The following is an 18,336-nucleotide window of genomic DNA, read 5'->3' as shown; positions in this document are numbered from 1 at the left end:
CAGCAAAGGCCATGCCGCCAGCCCGTGCGACAGGCATCCTAAAACGACAAAGGGCCGCACATGGCGACCCTTTGACAGATTACAGCGACTTAAGCGAACGGATGACGCAGCACGATAGTCTCGTTGCGATCCGGGCCAGTGGAGATGATGTCGATCGGCGCGCCGACCAACTCCTCCACACGCTTGATATAGGCCCGCGCATTCGCCGGCAGTTCATCCAAGCTCTTCGCCCCCAACGTCGACTCGCTCCAGCCCGGCACTTCCTCGTACACCGGCTGCAGGCCGATGTAGCTGTCCGCATCAGTTGGCGCATCGATCACCGCACCGCGTTCGTTCTTGTAGCCGACACAGATGCGGATAGTCTCCAGACCATCGAGCACATCGAGCTTGGTCAGGCACAGGCCGGAAATGCTGTTGATTTCGATCGCGCGACGCAGGATGACCGCATCGAACCAGCCGCAACGACGAGCACGGCCCGTGGTCGCACCAAACTCATGACCACGCTTGGCCAGGAAAGCGCCCACGTCGTCGAACAACTCCGTCGGGAACGGACCAGAACCAACACGAGTGGTGTAGGCCTTGGTGATGCCGAGAATGTAATCCAGGTACATCGGACCAAAGCCGGAGCCGGTGGCGATGCCACCGGCAGTGGTGTTGGAGCTGGTGACGTAGGGATAAGTACCGTGGTCAATATCCAGCAGCGAGCCCTGGGCCCCCTCGAACATGATGTCCTTGTCGTCGCGACGCAGATCGTGAAGAACAGCCGTCACGTCAGCCATCATAGGCTTCAGCAGCTCGGCATACTCCATGCACTCATCCAGGGTTTTCTGGAAGTCGATCGCCGGCTCTTTGTAATAGTTGACCAGCACAAAGTTGTGATAATCGAGCAACTCACCGAGCTTGGCAGCGAAACGCTCACGATGGAACAGATCACCGATGCGCAGACCGCGCCGAGCCACTTTGTCCTCGTAAGCCGGGCCGATACCACGACCAGTGGTACCGATCTTGGCTTCGCCACGAGCCTTCTCGCGCGCCTGATCCAGCGCCACGTGATAGGACAGAATCAGCGGGCAAGAAGGACTGATACGCAGGCGCTCACGCACCGGCACACCTTTTTCTTCCAGCTTGATGATCTCGCGCATCAGCGCATCCGGCGCGACAACCACGCCGTTGCCAATCAGACACTGCACGCCTTCGCGCAAAACACCTGACGGAATCAGGTGCAGCACGGTCTTCTCGCCGTCGATCACCAGGGTATGACCTGCGTTGTGACCGCCCTGATAACGCACTACGGCAGCAGCATGCTCGGTCAGCAGATCGACGATCTTGCCTTTGCCCTCATCACCCCACTGGGTGCCCAGGACTACGACATTCTTACCCATAACACTTGTCCTCTTCGCGGAAGCTTGATGCCGGCCGCGGCCGGCGGAAAAACTTAAGAAGCCAGCGGCACGACCTGCCAGCGCCCATCATTCAGCACCAACTGGCGATCACAGCCAGCCTCGCGCGCTGCAGCCACATCCTGGCCAGGCAGCGCTTGAACTACACGGGAGTTCTCGCCACGCAGCCGCTGCACAGCTTTCCATAGATAAAGATCATGATTGTCCGGCGCCCAAATACCCGCAGCAGGCTCATCCAGCTCCATTTGCCCCAGGGTCACCAGCGTTTTCAGATCAGTGGAAAAGCCTGTCGCCGGGCGCGCCCGACCAAAGTCCGCACCGATATCATCATAGCGACCACCTTGAGCAATCGATTGACCGACCCCCGGCACGAACGCTGCGAACACCACGCCGGTGTGGTAGTGATAGCCACGCAGCTCACCGAGATCAAAATACAGCGGCACTTCCGGATAACGGCGGCTCAGCGTATCGGCAATGGCGATCAGGTCGTCCAGCGCGGCATGCACCTCATCCGGCGCCTCGACCAGACAAGCCTGAGCCAGATCCAGCACATCGCGATCACCGCAAAGCTCAGCCAGCGCACGCAACATCTTTTGCAGTTCCGACGGTAACGCCTCAGTCAGCGCAGCCACTTCATCAACGGCCTTGCGCTGCAGCGCATCAAACAGCTGCTGTTCGATCTCGCCAGAGAGACCTGCCGCACGCGCCAAGCCGCGGTAGATACCGACATGCCCCAGGTCGATGTGCACATCCGGCACGGCAGCCTGCTCGAGCATTTCCAGCAGCAAGCTGATCACCTCGACATCACTGGCCGGACTGGCATCGCCATACAGCTCGGCGCCCAGCTGGATCGGGCTGCGCGAGGTTGTCAGCGCCCGCGGCTGAGCATGCAGAACGCTCCCCGCATAGCAGAGGCGACTTGGCCCCTCGCGCCGCAAGGTGTGCGCATCGATCCGCGCGACCTGCGGCGTGATATCGGCACGAAAGCCCATCTGCCGACCGGTCTGCGGATCGATCACCTTAAAGGTGCGCAGATCCAGATCCTGGCCAGCTCCAGTGAGCAGCGATTCGAGATATTCAATATGTGGCGTAACGACGAACTCATAGCCCCAGCGCTGGAATAGATCCAGCACCTGGCGGCGCGCCGCTTCAATGCGCGCCGCTTCCGGCGGCAGTACTTCTTCGATGCCATCTGGCAGCAGCCAGCGGTCTACCGTTGCCATTTCGCCATTCCCCTCTTGATCCGGGCGGCAAGCCTTTAGTGAAGCAGATAAAGGAGGGCCGTTCCCAGCAGCATGCTGGCTAGCCCGATTAGGCGCAGGTGGCGATCAGGCAGCTGCAACAACTGCGTGAACGTCTCGCGCCAACCTCGTGGATAAAGGAAGGGCAAGATGCCTTCCAGCACCAGCAACAGACAAAACGCTATGCCGAGTTCCTGCCACATGATTCCCACAGACGCAAAAAAGCCGGGATTTTCCCGGCTGGCCTATGATAACACGTTTCCTTGATCGGTCACCCCGGCGGACGACTGGCGCCCGCCGGAGCACTGATTACTGCTTGGACTTTTCCAGGTAGCGGAAGAAGTCGCTGCTCGGATCCAGCACCAGCACATCGCGCTTATCCGCAAAGCTTTCGCGGTAGGCGCGCAGGCTGCGATAAAACGAGTAGAACTCCTGATCCAGACCGTAAGCCCTGGCGTAGATGGCTGCCGCTTTAGCGTCACCATCACCGCGCGTCTCTTCCGCCTCACGGTAGGCTTCAGCCAGGATCACGCGCTTCTGCCGATCAGCATCAGCACGAATCCCCTCAGCCAGCTCCTTACCTTTGGCGCGGTGCTCACGCGCTTCACGCTCACGCTCAGAGCCCATGCGATCGAAGACGCTGCGGTTAACTTCTTTCGGCAGGTCGATGGCCTTGACCCGCACATCCACCACTTCGATACCCAGCTCGCGCTGCGCCGCTTTGTTAAGGGTCGCGGTCACGTCAGCCATCAACGCATCACGCTCACCCGACACCGACTCGTGCAGGGTGCGCTTACCAAACTGGTCACGCAGCGAGGCTTCAAGGCGACGCGACAGTCGCTCATCGGCAATCTGCTTGAGACCAGAAGTTGCGGTATAGAAACGCTCGGCGTCCAGCACTCGCCATTTGGCGAAGGCATCGACCATCAACGCCTTCTTCTCCAGGGTCAGGAAGCGCGAAGTGGAGGAATCGAGCGTCATCAGCCGGGCATCGAACTTGCGCACCTGGTTGACGTACGGAACCTTCACATGCAGGCCCGGCTGCACGTCCGCCTCGACGATACGACCAAACTGCAACAGCACCGCACGCTCGGTCTGAGCGACGATATAGAAGCAATTCCAAGCGACCAGCGCGACTACCACGCCGACAATCAGGGCGATCAGCGATTTATTGCTCATCAGCGAGTCTCCCTAGAACGCAGATCACGCTGCTGCAGCTCAGCACTCACGCGAGATCCCAGATCGCCACTCGCGGCGCTCGCAGGAACACTCGGAGCGGCAGTGCCACGGCTGTCGATCATCTTATCCAGCGGTAGATAGAGCAGATTGTTTTGCCCCTTCTCGCCAGTCACTAACACTTTGCTGCTGTTACTCATCAGCTCTTGCATGGTGTCCAGGTAGAGACGCTCACGCGTGACGTCCGGCGCCTTGCGGTACTCAGCAACCAACTTGCTGAAGCGGTCGGCCTCACCGGTAGCCCGGGAAACCACCTCATCGCGATAACCGCTAGCGTCCTCGATCAAGCGCTGAGCCTGGCCACGCGCTTCGGGCACCACGCCATTGGCGTAGGTTTCCGCCAGGTTCTTCTCACGCTGCTCATCTTCACGAGCACGAATCACGTCATCGAAGGCTTCCTGCACTTCACGCGGAGCCGCGGCGCTCTGCAAGTTCACCTGGGTCACAGTGATACCGGTTTTATAGGTATCCATGAAACGCTGCAGGCGCTCTTTAACCTCGCTGGCCATCAGCTCACGCCCCTCGGTCAGCACCTGATCCATCGCCGTGGAACCCACAACGTGGCGCACGGAACTGTCCGTAGCTTGCTGCAAACTGACTTCCGGCTGATCGACGTTAAGCACGAAGTCCTGCAAGTTGCTGATCTTGTACTGCACAGTCAGCGGAACTTCGATGATGTTTTCATCTTCGGTGAGCATCTGCCCCTGCTTGCTGTAAGCGCGCTCGCGGGTGACGTTCTCTTGATACTTGCGATCAATCGGCGGGAAATAGAAATTCAGGCCCGGGCCGACAGTTTCGTAGTACTTGCCGAAGCGCAGCACAACGGCCTGCTCCTGCTCATCCACGACATAAACGGCGCTATACAGCCAAACAGCAGCCAGCAGCCCCAGGCCAATGGCGAGCAAGCCGAAGCCACCACCACTGCCCGAGCCATCCCCAGCGCCACGTCTCTTACCGCTGCCGAACAGCCCGTTCAGGCTTTCCTGCAACTTGCGGAAGGCTTCGTCGAGATCCGGCGGTCCCTTGCGGTCGCCGCCTTTGCGCCCACCCCAGGGATCCTGATTGTTCGAGTTGCCACCCGGCTCATTCCAAGCCATAGCGCTCTCCATACTGATAAAGCAAAGACGCACCCACGGCACGCCCACCAATGCTACAGATGCCGATCACCAGCAGCAAAGCCACAGTCACAGGCTTTATTGCAAAGTGTGTTGCTCGAGAAATTCTGACGGCTGCCAGCCTTCACGACTGATCAACCGATGTAGCTCAACCCGCGGCACGCGAATCGCCAGCAGGCTATCACCCTCCTCGTCATGCCCTTCGCTTTGCACGACACCCAAAGCAAAAAACTGCGCCCGCAGCCGGCCAAGACGCTGTGGCAAGCATAGAGTGCCGACAAACAAATCCTCACCCAGCAACTCAGCAATCGCCTGACGCAACAGATCCAGCCCCTGCCCATCACGGGCCGACAACCAGACTCGCTGCGGTTTACCCTCGGCGTCACGCTGAATCTGCGGCTCTACGCCTTCGAGCAGATCCAGCTTGTTGTACACCTCGAGAGTCGGAAGAGCTTCGGCGCCAATCTCGGTGAGCACCGCCATGACCTGCTCGATCTGCTGCATGCGCTCCGGCTCATGAGCGTCGATCACATGCAACAGCAGATCCGAGTTGCTCGACTCTTCCAGAGTAGCGCGGAAGGCCTCGACTAGCTTGTGCGGCAGATGACGGATAAAACCCACGGTATCGGCCAACACCACCGGCCCCAGATCATCTAGCTCCAGACGACGCAGAGTGGGATCAAGAGTCGCGAAGAGCTGGTCGGCGACGTAAACCTCGGACGCGGTCAGCGCATTAAACAGCGTGGACTTGCCGGCGTTGGTGTAGCCCACCAGAGAAACCGAAGGAATATCAGCACGCTTACGCCCGCGCCGCGCCTGCTCACGCTGACTGCGAACTCTCTCGAGTTTTTGCTTGATCTGACGGATGCGTACACGCAGCAAACGACGGTCGGTTTCCAGCTGAGTTTCACCTGGACCGCGCAGACCAATACCGCCTTTCTGCCGCTCCAAGTGAGTCCAACCGCGCACCAGCCGGGTGCTCAAGTGATCCAACTGGGCTAACTCAACTTGCAGCTTGCCCTCATGGGTCCGTGCGCGCTGAGCGAAAATATCGAGAATCAGCCCGGTGCGATCAAGCACGCGACACTCGAACACGCGCTCGAGGTTGCGCTCCTGACTGGGCGTTAGGGTGTAATTGAAAATCACCAGGTCAGCCTGCTCAGCCTTGACCAGGTCGCGTAACTCATCGACCTTGCCACTGCCGATCAGATACTTAGCGGTCGGCCGATTACGCGGCACGCTAATAAACGCTACCGTGTCCGCACCCGCTGAAAGCGCTAGCTCCTGAAACTCCTGCGGATCTTCGCGCGCCTCGGGATCTTGGCCGTCCAGATGGACCAGGATCGCCCGCTCACCCCCTTCATGGCGCTCGAAGAACAAGGCAGACTCCTATCAGGCGTTACCTGGCTCGACTTCGGCTTGCTCGCCTTCAGTCGCGCTAGGCAGACGAACCGGACGGCTCGGAACCACTGTGGAAATAGCGTGTTTGTAGACCATCTGGCTGACAGTGTTCTTCAGCAAAATTACAAACTGGTCGAAGGACTCGATCTGGCCTTGTAGCTTGATGCCGTTAACCAGATAGATTGAAACCGGTACGCGTTCCTTACGCAGGGTATTGAGGTAAGGGTCTTGTAGCGAATGCCCTTTTGACATGTGCCGCACTCCTTTGTGGATCAATAGTTTTAGTAATGAAAAGTAAACGACTTATGCCGTCTTACCCCCAAGGATAGACGGCTACAAGCAAGGTCTCAGCTCAATATGGAGACCGATGCCAAGTATTTCAAGGCGCGTGGCAGATTGTCGCAAGCCAGACTGTCCAACCAGTGCAAATCAGACCAGCTACGCAGCCAGGTGAACTGCCGCTTGGCCAACTGCCGCGTGGCGATGATGCCGCGCTCGGCCATCTCCGCTCGGTCTAGGTTGCCATCCAGATAATCCCATACCTGGCGATAGCCCACCGCGCGAATCGACGGCAATCCGGTGTGCAGGTCGCCGCGCTTGCGCAGCGCTTCGACCTCTTCGATAAAGCCTTGTTCCAACATCAGCTGAAATCTTTCGGCGATCCGCGCATGCAGCACCTGACGCTGCGCTGGAGCGATCGCCAAGTGCGCCACAGTATAAGGCAATTGCTCGCGGCCTGATGCGCCTAAACCGGAGTTTTGCCCAGCCTGAAGCTGACGATGTGCAGTCATCGTCAATCCGCTGACACGAAAGACTTCCAGCGCACGGGTCAGTCGCTGCGGATCATTCGGATGGATACGCGCCGCCGATTCCGGGTCTACCGCCGCCAGCTCGCGATGCAAAGCCTCCCAGCCTTCGACTGCAGCGCGTGCCTCCAACTCGGCACGCACCTGCGGATCGGCACCCGGCATATCCGCCAAGCCTTCCTGCAATGCCTTGTAATAAAGCATGGTGCCGCCGACCAGCAACGGGATCCGCCCTCTGGCCGTAATATCCGCCATGGCCGCCAGGGCATCGGCGCGAAACTCGGCGGCCGAATAGCGCTCAGCCGGGTCACGAATATCAATCAGACGATGAGGAAACTCCGCCAGCAGCACTTTCGACGGCTTGGCCGTACCGATATCCATCCCCCGATAGATCAATGCCGAGTCGACACTGATCAGCTCGCAGGGCAATACCCGGGTCAGCTCAATGGCCAGGTCGGTCTTGCCGGCCGCGGTCGGGCCCATCAGAAAGATCGCCGGAGGCAGGCGTTCAGCCATCAAAGTTGCTCTCTAAGCGTCGTGAGCGCCGGCCAGGCAAGGCAAAAATCGGCGAAGAAGCGGACGATCACATGGATGTAGGAGTTAGGGCGAAGCAGGGAACCCGAGCCGACGACTGCATGGATGCAGGAGTTAGAGCGAAGCAGGAAGCCCGAGCCGAGTTTACAGCCAGTAACGGCGTATTACTCGTTTCACTCGCCCTTCGGGCCGTCTCGCGGACGCTCCCACGCAAGCGGTCGTCCGAGCCGGTTTTAACGCGGCATGGCCAAGCACAATAGCTTCGGGGGCTATTCTAGCGACCCCGCAGGAACAACTTATCGAGATCATCCATGCCAAGTTGCGTCCAGGTCGGCCGACCATGGTTGCACTGACCACTGCGCTCGGTGTGCTCCATATCGCGCAGCAGAGCGTTCATCTCCGGCAAGGTCAACCGCCGGTTGGCACGCACTGCGCCATGACAGGCCATAGTGCCAAGCAGCTCATTGAGATGCGCCTGAATGCGGTCACTGGTGCCATATTCCATCAGATCTGCCACCACATCGTGGACCAAGCGATTGGCCTCCGCCTGTTTGAGCAATGCGGGGACCTGGCGAATCGCCAAGGTTTCCGGGCCGAGACGCTGCAACTCGAAGCCCAAACGCTGGAACCAGGCGCCGTGCTCTTCGGCACAATCCGCCTCACGCTGACTGACCGCAATCGACTCGGGCACCAGCAAGGGCTGGCCACTCAAGCCTTCGCTGGCCATGGCGATCTTCAAGCGCTCGTAAGTGATGCGCTCATGGGCCGCGTGCATATCTACCAGCACCAGGCCCTGGGCATTTTCGGCGAGGATATACACGCCCTTAAGTTGGGCCAGGGCATAGCCGAGCGGCGGCACATCGCCCTGGCTATCCGGCAACACTGCCGAAGGCGCACCCGGTAGCGGCGAGAAAAACTCCCGGTAAGCGCCCTGCGCCTCAGCAACCGGCAGGCTCTGGCCAGGCCGTGGCACCGAATAACCGCCAATTGGTGCGCGCCAGGTCGACTCGGATGCCGGCCGTTCCAGCACATTGGCCGACAGGCTCATCTCGTTCTGCGGACCGAACTCACCTGCCGCCTGACCGGTTGGACGCAACATGCCCGCCACAGCGGCCGGCGCCGCCAACTGATCTTCCGGGCGCACCTCACCGAGGGCGCGATGCAAGGTGCCATAGAGGAAGTCATGCACCATGCGCCCGTCGCGAAAGCGCACTTCATGCTTGGTCGGATGCACGTTGACGTCGACGACCGCAGGATCGATCTCAAGAAACAGCACAAAAGTCGGATGACGGCCATTGAACAGCACATCGCGATAAGCCTGACGCACCGCGTGGGCGACCAACTTGTCACGCACCATGCGGCCATTTACATAGAAATACTGCAGATCCGCCTGGCTGCGCGAGAAGGTCGGCAAGCCAACCCAGCCCCACAACCGCAAGCCGTTACGCTCGATCTCGATCGGCAGCGCCTGCTCTAGGAAAGCCGGCCCACACACGGCCGCCACACGACGCGCACGACTGGCCTCATCCGGCGCTTCGTGCAGCGCCAGTACGTTTTTACCGTTATGCCGCAGATGAAAAGCCACATCGAAGCGCGCCAGGGCCAAGCGCTTGATGACTTCCTGCAAGTGATCGAATTCGGTTTTCTCGGCGCGGAGGAACTTGCGCCGCGCCGGGGTGTTGAAGAACAAATCGCGCACCTCCACCGAGGTACCAACCGGATGCGCCGCCGGCTGTACCCGTGGCGCCATGTCACGCCCCTCGGTTTCCACCTGCCAGGCCTGATCCGCCTCGGCGGTACGTGAGGTCAGGGTCAGCCGCGCTACTGAGCTGATCGAGGCCAACGCCTCGCCGCGAAAGCCCATGCTCATCACACGCTCGAGGTCTTCCAACTCACGGATTTTGCTGGTGGCATGGCGCGCCAACGCCAGCGGCAGATCGTCAGCGGCAATTCCGCCGCCATCATCGCGCACCCGCAGTAGCTTGCTGCCACCCAGTTCAACATCCACTTCGATGCGTTTGGCGCCGGAATCCAGACTGTTCTCCAGCAGCTCTTTGATCACCGAGGCGGGCCGCTCGACCACTTCACCGGCGGCAATCTGGTTCGCCAGCCGCGGACTCAGCAGCTGGATACGCGCTTGCTCTTTCATCGAGGGCTCATGGCTACTCATGGCTGCGCCGCCAGCGCGGTCGCCGGAATATGCAGATTCTGGCCGATTTTGATGGCGTCGGACTTCAGCCCATTCGCGCTACGCAGCGCCGGCAGACTGACTTGGTAACGTTGCGCGATCAGCGCCAGACTTTCGCCCGAGCTGACCACATGCTCGCGCGGCCCCGGGGCAATCTTGCCCTCATCTCGCAACCAGGCGATATAAGTCCCAGGTGGTGGATTTTGCTGGAAGAACTGGCGGATACCGCTATGGATCGAACGCGCCAAGGACTGCTGATGACCGCCCGCCGCCAGCTTCAGAGCCTCGTTAGGGTTGGAGATAAAACCGGTTTCCACCAGGATCGAGGGGATATCCGGCGACTTCAGCACCATAAACCCGGCCTGCTCCACTCGACGCTTGTGCAGGGGGGTGACGCGGCCCAAGTTGCTCAACACCTTCTGCCCAACGTTCAAGCTGGAGGACAACGAGGCGGTCATCGACAGATCGAGCAACACGCCTGCAAGCATGCGGTCTTTGTCATCCAGGCTGACGTTACCGGCGCCACCAATCAGGTCGGAGCGGTTTTCACTGTCGGCCAACCAGCGTGCGGTTTCTGACGTCGCACCACGATCGGACAAGGCAAACACCGAGGCACCGAACGCCGAGGCACGCGGCGCGGCGTCGGCATGGATGGAAACGAACAGGTCAGCACCTTTTTTGCGCGCAATCTCGGTGCGCTTACGCAGCGGGATGAAGTAGTCGCCGGTGCGCACCAGCTCGGCGCGAAAACCTTTGTCGGCATTGATCTGCCGCTGCAGTTCTTTGGCGATGGCCAGCACCACATCTTTCTCACGCGCGCCTTTCGGGCCGAGGGCGCCGGGGTCTTCGCCGCCGTGCCCGGCGTCGATGGCGATGACGATCTCACGCTTGCCGCTCGGCAATGGCGTCAGCTTAGGTGCCGCCTGGGTCGGCGAGACCGGAACCTCAGGAGCGCTGGCGGTCGTCGTCGAAGGCAGATTGGGCGAGCTGTCGGCGCCTTGATCGAACAGATCGACCACCAGCCGGTCGCCGTACTGCTGATTGGGCGCCAGACTGAAGCTTTTCGGTGTCACTGGCGCCGAGAGGTCGATCACGATGCGCAGGTCGGTCGGCGTACGCTGTGCAGAGCGCACGCTGGTAATCGGGGTATTGGCGATAGATAGCTGCTCCAGCTTGGTCGCCAGCTGCGCCCCGTTGACATCGATGACGATGCGGTTCGGTGCGGTCAGGATAAAAACGCTGTGCTGCACCGGGCCGGACAAGTCAAATACCAGCCGAGTGTTATCCGGCGCCCGCCACAGCCGCACACCGCGGATATCCGCGGCGGCAAAAACGTCGGCGGCCAACGCCACAAGCAGCACACCCACCCCGGTAATCAGCGCGCGCATGCGCATACCCAACTCCACGTTATTATTCATGTCCTATGGTCAAGGCGGCACACCAGGCCTCGCCGCGCACGGTTTGTGGCAGCAAACGCAGCAAACGGCCGTCCTCTTGCGGGGTAATGGTAATGGTCAGGTCAGCCTTTGGCAAAACGCCAGCCCCACGCTGCGGCCATTCGATCAGACAAAGCGCATCGCCCTCGAAGTAATCGCGGATGCCGAGAAACTCCAACTCCTCGGGATCGGCCAACCGGTACAGGTCGAAGTGAAAGGCCTGCAGATCGCCGAGTTCGTAAGGCTCGACCAGGGTGAAGGTCGGACTTTTGACCGCACCGACATGCCCCAAACCGCGAATAATCCCGCGCGACAGGGTGGTTTTACCGGCCCCCAGATCGCCGTGCAGATAAATAATCCCACGACCGCCGGTCGCCTGAGCGATTCGCGCGCCCAGAACCAGCATCGCGGCTTCGTCCGCCGCGTACAGGGTTAGTTCAGACAAGGCGACTGTTCCTCTAATAACTGACGAATAACCGCGATCAGATCACTGGCGGCCAGTCCGCGGCCCTGCGCCCCAAGACACTCACCGGCCGTAGCATGCAGCCAGACCGCCAGGCTCGCGGCCTCAAACGCCGGCAAACCTTGGGCTATCAAGGCGCCAATCAGCCCAGCCAAGACATCCCCCAGGCCGGCGCCGGCCATGGCCGGATGACCGCGATCGCACAGGCCCAGCCGCCCGTCGGGCGCGGCGACCAGGCTGCCGGCGCCTTTAAGTACAGTGACGGCCGCGTACTTTTTCGCCAGCGCCAGCGCCGCGACTGGGCGATCGGCCTGCACCTCGGCAGTCGAAATGCCCAACAAGCGCGCCGCCTCCCCCGGATGCGGGGTGATGACGCTATCCGTGGGCATCATCAGCGCACCCGCTGCCAACAAGTTGAGCCCATCCGCATCCCATACCTGTGGCCGCGCACAGCTCGCCGCCACCGATATCAGGCTGCGCCCCCAGGCCGCCTGACCCAAGCCCGGGCCCACCACCAGCACCTGTGCGCGCTCGGCCAGGCCCCGCAATTGATTGGCCGAAGCCACGTCCACACTCATCAGCTCCGGCCGCCGTGCCAGCGCGGCGGGCACATGCTCTGCCCGTGTCGCCAGGGACACCAGCCCCGCCCCGCTGCGCAACGCGCTTTCTGCCGCCAGCAAGGCCGCACCACCCAGCCCGCGATCGCCACCGACCACCAGCAGATGGCCAAACTGGCCCTTATGCGCAGTACGTTGACGGGCCGCTAGCCGCGGCAAATTGCCTGGAGCCAAGCGCTGCGCCTGCGCTGGCGCCTGCGCAACGATTTGCGGATCCGCCTGCAAATCATCGAACACCAGCTCACCGACCAACCCTGGGGCATCGCCGGTAAACAGACCGATCTTCAACCCGACAAAGCACACCGTCAGTTCCGCGCGCACCGCCACTCCCAGCTCTCGGCCGGTGTCGGCGCAGAGCCCCGAGGGCAGATCCAGCGCCAGCACCGGCAAACCGCTGGCATTCAGCAGGCGGATCGCCTGGGCATATGGCTCGCGCACAGCACCACTCAGGCCGGTGCCGAGCAACCCATCGACCAACACGCCGGCCAGCTCGGCGCACTCGCTCCACGGTTGAATCGTCACACCGGCCTGGCGCGCCGCATCCCGCGCCAACGCCGCATCGCCGGCCAACTGCGCCGGATCGCCAACCGCCAACAGCTGCACGCGCCAGCCGGCACGTACGGCCAAGGCCGCCAGCAGATAAGCATCGCCGGCGTTATTGCCGCGCCCAGCCAATACCGTCACCACCTCGGCCGTCGGCCAACGCCGGCGCAACGCACGCCAGGCCGCATGGGCAGCACGCTGCATCAGCTCGAAGCCGGGCGTACCGGCGGCGATCAGGCGCGCATCGAGGTCGCGCACCTGCGCGGCGCTATATAAAGCAGTCGGAAAAGCGTCGTGAGAATGCGGCATGCGTCGGTTAGCTCAGATGTCTGGCAGAATTATACCTACCTCCGCCCCAGTTTCCTGTCTGGTACCTCGACACATGAGTTTGGCGAAGGGATGGCGAGTGGATTTTGTCGTCAGGCAAGGCGCCACGACGAGTCATAGCCCGGCTATGGCGAGGAATGGCAACGCTGCATGGCGATAAAAGACGCCGCCAGGATTTGTCCGAAACTTGTGTATCGAGGTACTCGAATGTCCACCTCCCCGCTCGATCTCGCCGCGCTCGCCCAGTCGATCAAAGACTGGGGCCGCGAGCTGGGCTTTCAACAGGTCGGCATTGCCGGGCTGGATCTGGCCGAGCACGAGGCGCATCTCGAACGCTGGCTGGCAGCCGGCTACCAGGGCGAGATGGACTACATGGCCGCCCACGGCAGTAAACGCTCGCACCCGGCGGAGCTGGTGCCCGGCACCTTGCGGGTGATTTCGCTGCGGATGGATTACCTGCCCGGCGACACGCTGATGGCGCAGCGCCTGGGCCAACCGGAGAAGGCCTACGTGTCGCGTTATGCGCTGGGCCGCGACTACCACAAGCTGATCCGCAAACGCCTGCAACAACTGGCCGAGCGCATTCAGCAGGCGATTGGCCCGTTCGGCTATCGGGCCTTCGTCGACAGCGCCCCGGTGCTGGAAAAAGCCATCGCCGAACAGGCCGGGCTCGGCTGGATCGGCAAGAACACCCTGGTGCTCAACCGCAAAGCCGGCAGCTATTTCTTTCTCGGCGAGCTGTTTGTCGACCTGCCGCTCCCGGTTGATCCGGCACACGGCAGCGAACATTGCGGGCGCTGCACCGCCTGTCTGGACATCTGCCCGACCCAGGCCTTCGTCAGCCCTTATGTGCTGGATGCGCGGCGCTGCATCTCCTATCTGACCATCGAGCTAAAGGGCCCGATCCCAGCGGAGCTGCGCCCGTTGATCGGCAATCGGGTGTTCGGTTGCGACGACTGCCAGATCGTCTGCCCCTGGAACCGCTTCGCCCGCCCGACCAGCCAGGGCGACTTCCAACCACGGCATAATCTGGATAGCGCCGAACTGGCCGAGCTGTTCCTCTGGAGCGAGGACGAGTTCCTCGCCCGCACCGAAGGATCACCGTTGCGTCGCGCCGGCTATGAGCGCTGGCTACGCAACCTGGCCGTCGGACTAGGCAATGCGCCTTCGACCATTCCGGTTCTGGAAGCCTTAGAGGCGCGCCGCGCGCACCCCTCAGAGCTGGTGCGCGAGCATGTCGAGTGGGCCCTGAGCCGGCACGGCCGGTAGGGCCGATCAGAATTTGATGAAATGTTCGCGGTAGTGCTTGAGCTCGGCGATGGAGTCACGAATATCGTCCATGGCCAGGTGCGCGCCACTCTTCTTGAAGCCGTTATGCACCTGCGGCGCCCAACGAGTGACCAACTCTTTCAGGGTGGAAACATCCAGGTTGCGATAGTGGAAGTAGGCTTCCAGCTTGCCCATGTGGCGATACAGGAAGCGCCGATCCTGACAGATGCTGTTGCCGCAAATCGGCGAGCTATTCGCCGGCACCCATTGTTCGAGGAAGGCGATAGTCTGCGCTTCCGCCTCCGCCGCGCTGATCTTGCTCTCGCGCACACGCTGGGTCAGGCCAGAGCCACCGTGCTGCTTGGTGTTCCACTCGTCCATGCCGGCAAGAACCTCATCATTCTGATGCACGGCAATAACCGGCCCTTCTGCCAGTACATTGAGGTTGCTGTCGGTGACGATGGTGGCTATTTCGATGATGACATCGGTGTCCGGATTCAGACCGGTCATTTCCAGGTCGATCCAGATCAAGTTCTGTGGGTTTTGCATAATCGAACTCCTCGGCTTAGCTGCGCAGTTTAGCGTAGGGCGTGGCATCTCGCGGAGCGAGTTGTCCGCCGTGGTGAACTAAGGCTATCGCCGTACTCCTACGAGCTTAAGCCAACAGACAGCATGCTAAACTCGCTGCCGACTGACTTATCCGCTGCTTTATCTATTTCGCTGTTTTTATTTATCGGAAACCCCATGGCCAAACGCCAGCTCAACCGCCGCCAAAACTGGCGCATCGAGAAGATTCAGGGTGAGCGCGCCGCGCGCGCCGCCAAGCGCGAGTCGCAAACTCTGGACGCTCTGGAGGGCGGCGACCTCGGCCCCGAACAGATCGGCCTGGTGATCGCCCACTTCGGAGTGCAGGTCGAGGTCGAGGCTCAGGACGGCGAGCTGGCCGGCCAAGTCTTCCGCTGCCACCTGCGCGCCAACCTGCCCACCCTGGTCACCGGCGACCGGGTGGTCTGGCGCGCCGGCAATCAAGGCATCGGGGTGATCGTCGCGCAACTGCCGCGCAACACCGAACTGTGCCGCCCGGACAGCCGCGGCCAATTGAAGCCGGTGGCGGCCAACGTCGACCTGATCGTCATCGTCTTCGCTCCGTTGCCCGAACCACACGCCAATCTGATCGACCGCTATCTGGTCGCCGCCGAACATGCGGGCATTCGTCCACTGTTGCTGCTGAACAAGGCCGACCTGATCGACGAGAAAAACGCCGTGGCGCTGAATGCGTTACTCGGCGTCTATCGCCAACTGGGCTACCCATTGCTGGAGGTTTCCGCCCACCACGGCGGCGGTATGGAGCAGTTACAGGCTTTGCTGGACGGGCATGTCAGCGTGTTTGTCGGCCAGTCTGGAGTCGGCAAGTCATCGCTGGTCAACAGCCTGCTGCCGGAGGTCGACACCCGTGTCGGCCCGCTGTCGGAGCTCACCGGCAAAGGCACGCATACCACCACCACCGCCCGCCTGTTCCACTTCCCTGGTGGCGGCGAGCTGATCGACTCACCCGGCATTCGCGAGTTCGGCCTGGTGCACGTTAGCCGAGATGATGTCGAAGCCGGCTTTATCGAGTTCCACGACCTGCTCGGCCATTGTCGCTTCCGCGACTGCAAGCATGATCGCGAGCCCGGCTGCGCGCTGTTGCAAGCCCTGCAAGAGGGCCGCATCCAGCCGCAGCGGATGGCCAGCTACCGACATATCCTCGCTAGCCTGCCAGAGACGGAATACTGAAACTAAAAGGCCGCGATCAACCGCGGCCTTTTAGCTTTCAGCAACTCATTGCCCGCCAGGCTCGTCCAATTTGAGCGTGCCATCCTCGAAGATATTCAACTTCTCGCGCAGCTGCGGCGGCTGCAGCGGCGCACCCTCTTCTGCCGGCACGGCAGGTGCGGCTTGCCCTGCGGCCGGCACAGTCGGCTCGGCGCCCGCCGGCTCAGCATCCTGTTCGCCCTCGATGGCGCGCTGCGCCTTCTTGGTCAGGACGATGATGTCGATCCGTCGATTGACCGGGTTAAGCGGGTCTTGCCGATCAAACAGCGCCGAGGAGGCGTAGCCGACCACCCGCGCCACCTGCTCATCCGGATAGCTGCCGGCGACCAAGGTGCGCCGCGCCGCATTGGCCCGTTCGGCCGACAGTTCCCAGTTGCCAAAATCGCCACGCCCAACGAAGGGCTTGGCGTCGGTATGCCCGCTGACGCTGATCTTGTTCGGCACCGCTTTGATGGTGTCGGCCATGGCCAGCAGGATGTCTTCGAAATAGGGTTGCAGGCGCGCGCTGCCGAGATCGAACATCGGCCGGTTCGCCGCATCCATGATCTGGATGCGTAGGCCGTCCTGGGTGATTTCGAACAGGATTTGATCCTTGAAGCGCTGCAACTGCGGGTTTTCATTGACCTTGTTCTGCAGTTCTTGCAGCAGCAACTCCAGTCGCTCGCGCTCTATCTGCTCCGCCAGAGTCTCGACTTGCGCGGCATCGACCGGTTCAACATCGGTTTGCGTGTCATCGACCGCCCGCGCATCCTTGGCTTCCGGGCTGAGGGTCTTGTCCGGTGCTGGGGTCGGCGTGCCACCGAGGTCGATGACATACGGGCTGGCGCTTTCGGAGAAACCGACGGGGTCTTGGAAATAACCCGAGATAGCCTTCTTCTGCTCCGGCGTGGCCGAGGACAGCAGCCAGAGCACCAGGAAGAACGCCATCATCGCCGTGGCGAAGTCGGCGAATGCGATCTTCCAGGAGCCGCCATGGTGCCCCGCGGCGTAGCGCTTGACGCGCTTGACGATGATTGGCTGGTTGTTATCCATGACTCAGCGACCGCGAATCGCTTGCTCCAGCTCGCTGAAACTCGGCCGGTGTGAGTGGAACAACACCTTGCGACCGAACTCTACCGCCAGTGACGGCGGCATGCCCGAGGCCGAAGCCACCAGGCAAGCCTTGATCGCCTCGAACACGTTCAGCTCTTCCTTGGCATCGTGCCCCAGCGCGTTCGCCAACGGCCCGAAGAAGCCATACGCCGCGAGAATACCGAGGAAGGTCCCGACCAACGCCGCCCCCACATGCTGACCGAGGGCGGATTGCTCGACTTCGCCGAGCAAGGCCATGGTCACCACAATCCCCAATACCGCGGCAACGATACCGAAGCCCGGTAGAGCATCGGCGACCCGTGTCACGGCATGCGAAGGATGCTCCAGCTCCTCCTTGAGGCTCACCAGTTCCATGTCGAACAGGCCTTCCAACTCGTGCGGCGCCATATTGCCGGAGGACATGATGCGCAAGTAATCACAGACGTAAGCGGTCATCCGCTCATCTTTCAGCACGCTGGGATACTTGCTGAAAATGGTGCTGGCGTTGGGGTCCTCTACATCCGCCTCGATGGCCATCATCCCTTCACGGCGGCTCTTGTTGAGGATCTCGTAGAGCATGCCCAGCACTTCCAGGTAGAAGGCATGGGTGAAGCGCGTGCTGAACATCTTCAGCGACTTCTTGAACACATGCATGGTCGTGCTGCCAGGGTTCGCCTGGAGAAAGGCCCCCAGCGCTGCGCCACCGATGATCAGCACCTCAAAAGGTTGGACCAGTGCGGCGATTTTGCCATGCGATAAAACATACCCGCCGAACACGGCGGCGAAGACAACGATAATGCCAATGATTTTTGCCATAAAAAGATGCTTGCACAACCAAGAGTAAGAGTTATTAAAAACAACCCTTCTAATTATC

At 61.2% G+C, this 18,336-nt stretch carries 17 protein-coding genes; 2 read left to right on the top strand and 15 right to left on the bottom strand.

What is annotated here, in order from left to right:
* Positions 1–89: 89 nt before the first annotated feature.
* From D3879_RS08265 to D3879_RS08210, 12 genes are all read right to left on the bottom strand, one after another.
* Positions 90–1,382 (bottom strand): adenylosuccinate synthase, encoded by a 1,293-nt coding sequence (locus tag D3879_RS08265; RefSeq protein ID WP_119953574.1) that lies wholly within the window; start codon positions 1,380–1,382, stop codon positions 90–92.
* A gap of 53 nt (positions 1,383–1,435) precedes the next feature.
* Positions 1,436–2,623 (bottom strand): ATP phosphoribosyltransferase regulatory subunit, encoded by a 1,188-nt coding sequence (locus tag D3879_RS08260; RefSeq protein ID WP_119953573.1) that lies wholly within the window; start codon positions 2,621–2,623, stop codon positions 1,436–1,438.
* A 35-nt stretch (positions 2,624–2,658) separates the two neighbouring features.
* A complete protein-coding gene (locus D3879_RS08255) occupies positions 2,659–2,844 on the bottom strand; it encodes a DUF2065 domain-containing protein (protein ID WP_119953572.1) in 186 nt (61 codons plus the stop codon).
* A 106-nt stretch (positions 2,845–2,950) separates the two neighbouring features.
* The gene (gene hflC / locus D3879_RS08250; RefSeq protein ID WP_119953571.1) at positions 2,951–3,820 is read right to left on the bottom strand and encodes a protease modulator HflC; all 870 of its coding nucleotides are present in this window, start codon (positions 3,818–3,820) and stop codon (positions 2,951–2,953) included.
* Positions 3,820–4,974: an FtsH protease activity modulator HflK gene (gene hflK / locus D3879_RS08245; RefSeq protein WP_119953570.1), complete on the bottom strand. Its 1,155-nt coding sequence runs from the start codon at positions 4,972–4,974 to the stop codon at positions 3,820–3,822. The genes hflC and hflK overlap by 1 nt, the downstream gene beginning before the upstream one ends.
* Before the next feature lie 96 nt (positions 4,975–5,070).
* Complete coding sequence (gene hflX, locus D3879_RS08240) at positions 5,071–6,372, bottom strand: ribosome rescue GTPase HflX (RefSeq protein WP_119953569.1); 1,302 nt, start codon at positions 6,370–6,372, stop codon at positions 5,071–5,073.
* A gap of 12 nt (positions 6,373–6,384) precedes the next feature.
* Positions 6,385–6,645 carry an RNA chaperone Hfq gene (gene hfq, locus D3879_RS08235; RefSeq protein ID WP_119953568.1) on the bottom strand — a complete coding sequence of 87 codons (261 nt, stop codon included), beginning with the start codon at positions 6,643–6,645 and terminating at the stop codon, positions 6,385–6,387.
* A gap of 95 nt (positions 6,646–6,740) precedes the next feature.
* Complete coding sequence (miaA, locus tag D3879_RS08230; RefSeq protein WP_119953567.1) at positions 6,741–7,715, bottom strand: tRNA (adenosine(37)-N6)-dimethylallyltransferase MiaA; 975 nt, start codon at positions 7,713–7,715, stop codon at positions 6,741–6,743.
* Between the two features lie 292 nt (positions 7,716–8,007).
* Positions 8,008–9,882: a DNA mismatch repair endonuclease MutL gene (gene mutL / locus D3879_RS08225; protein WP_119953566.1), complete on the bottom strand. Its 1,875-nt coding sequence runs from the start codon at positions 9,880–9,882 to the stop codon at positions 8,008–8,010.
* 17 nt (positions 9,883–9,899) lie between these two features.
* Positions 9,900–11,339 carry an N-acetylmuramoyl-L-alanine amidase gene (locus D3879_RS08220; RefSeq protein ID WP_420800906.1) on the bottom strand — a complete coding sequence of 480 codons (1,440 nt, stop codon included), beginning with the start codon at positions 11,337–11,339 and terminating at the stop codon, positions 9,900–9,902.
* Complete coding sequence (tsaE, locus tag D3879_RS08215) at positions 11,332–11,802, bottom strand: tRNA (adenosine(37)-N6)-threonylcarbamoyltransferase complex ATPase subunit type 1 TsaE (protein WP_119953564.1); 471 nt, start codon at positions 11,800–11,802, stop codon at positions 11,332–11,334. The genes D3879_RS08220 and tsaE overlap by 8 nt, the downstream gene beginning before the upstream one ends.
* Entirely contained in the window at positions 11,790–13,289 is a 1,500-nt protein-coding gene (locus tag D3879_RS08210) for an NAD(P)H-hydrate dehydratase (protein ID WP_119953563.1), read from the bottom strand. Before D3879_RS08210 ends, tsaE begins: the two co-directional genes overlap by 13 nt.
* Positions 13,290–13,514: 225 nt before the next feature.
* On the opposite strand from D3879_RS08210, the gene queG reads away from it, so the two are divergent.
* A complete protein-coding gene (queG, locus tag D3879_RS08205) occupies positions 13,515–14,576 on the top strand; it encodes a tRNA epoxyqueuosine(34) reductase QueG (RefSeq protein ID WP_119953562.1) in 1,062 nt (353 codons plus the stop codon).
* A gap of 6 nt (positions 14,577–14,582) precedes the next feature.
* Here queG and orn read toward each other — a convergent pair whose 3' ends face one another.
* Positions 14,583–15,125 (bottom strand): oligoribonuclease, encoded by a 543-nt coding sequence (gene orn / locus D3879_RS08200; RefSeq protein WP_119953561.1) that lies wholly within the window; start codon positions 15,123–15,125, stop codon positions 14,583–14,585.
* Between the two features lie 195 nt (positions 15,126–15,320).
* Here orn and rsgA point away from each other — a divergent pair, with 195 nt between their 5' ends.
* Positions 15,321–16,352, top strand: coding sequence for a small ribosomal subunit biogenesis GTPase RsgA (gene rsgA, locus D3879_RS08195; protein ID WP_119953560.1), 1,032 nt, complete (start codon positions 15,321–15,323; stop codon positions 16,350–16,352).
* A gap of 45 nt (positions 16,353–16,397) precedes the next feature.
* Here rsgA and motB read toward each other — a convergent pair whose 3' ends face one another.
* Together motB and motA are read right to left on the bottom strand one after the other, a co-directional pair.
* Positions 16,398–17,423: a flagellar motor protein MotB gene (gene motB / locus D3879_RS08190; protein WP_119953559.1), complete on the bottom strand. Its 1,026-nt coding sequence runs from the start codon at positions 17,421–17,423 to the stop codon at positions 16,398–16,400.
* Between the two features lie 3 nt (positions 17,424–17,426).
* Entirely contained in the window at positions 17,427–18,278 is an 852-nt protein-coding gene (motA, locus tag D3879_RS08185) for a flagellar motor stator protein MotA (RefSeq protein ID WP_119953558.1), read from the bottom strand.
* Positions 18,279–18,336 lie beyond the last annotated feature (58 nt).

The sequence above is a fragment of the Pseudomonas cavernicola genome (assembly GCF_003596405.1).
Lineage (GTDB): Bacteria > Pseudomonadota > Gammaproteobacteria > Pseudomonadales > Pseudomonadaceae > Aquipseudomonas > Aquipseudomonas cavernicola.
Note: the sequence above shows the minus strand (reverse complement) of the source record. Positions and strands in the feature narration are given on the sequence as shown.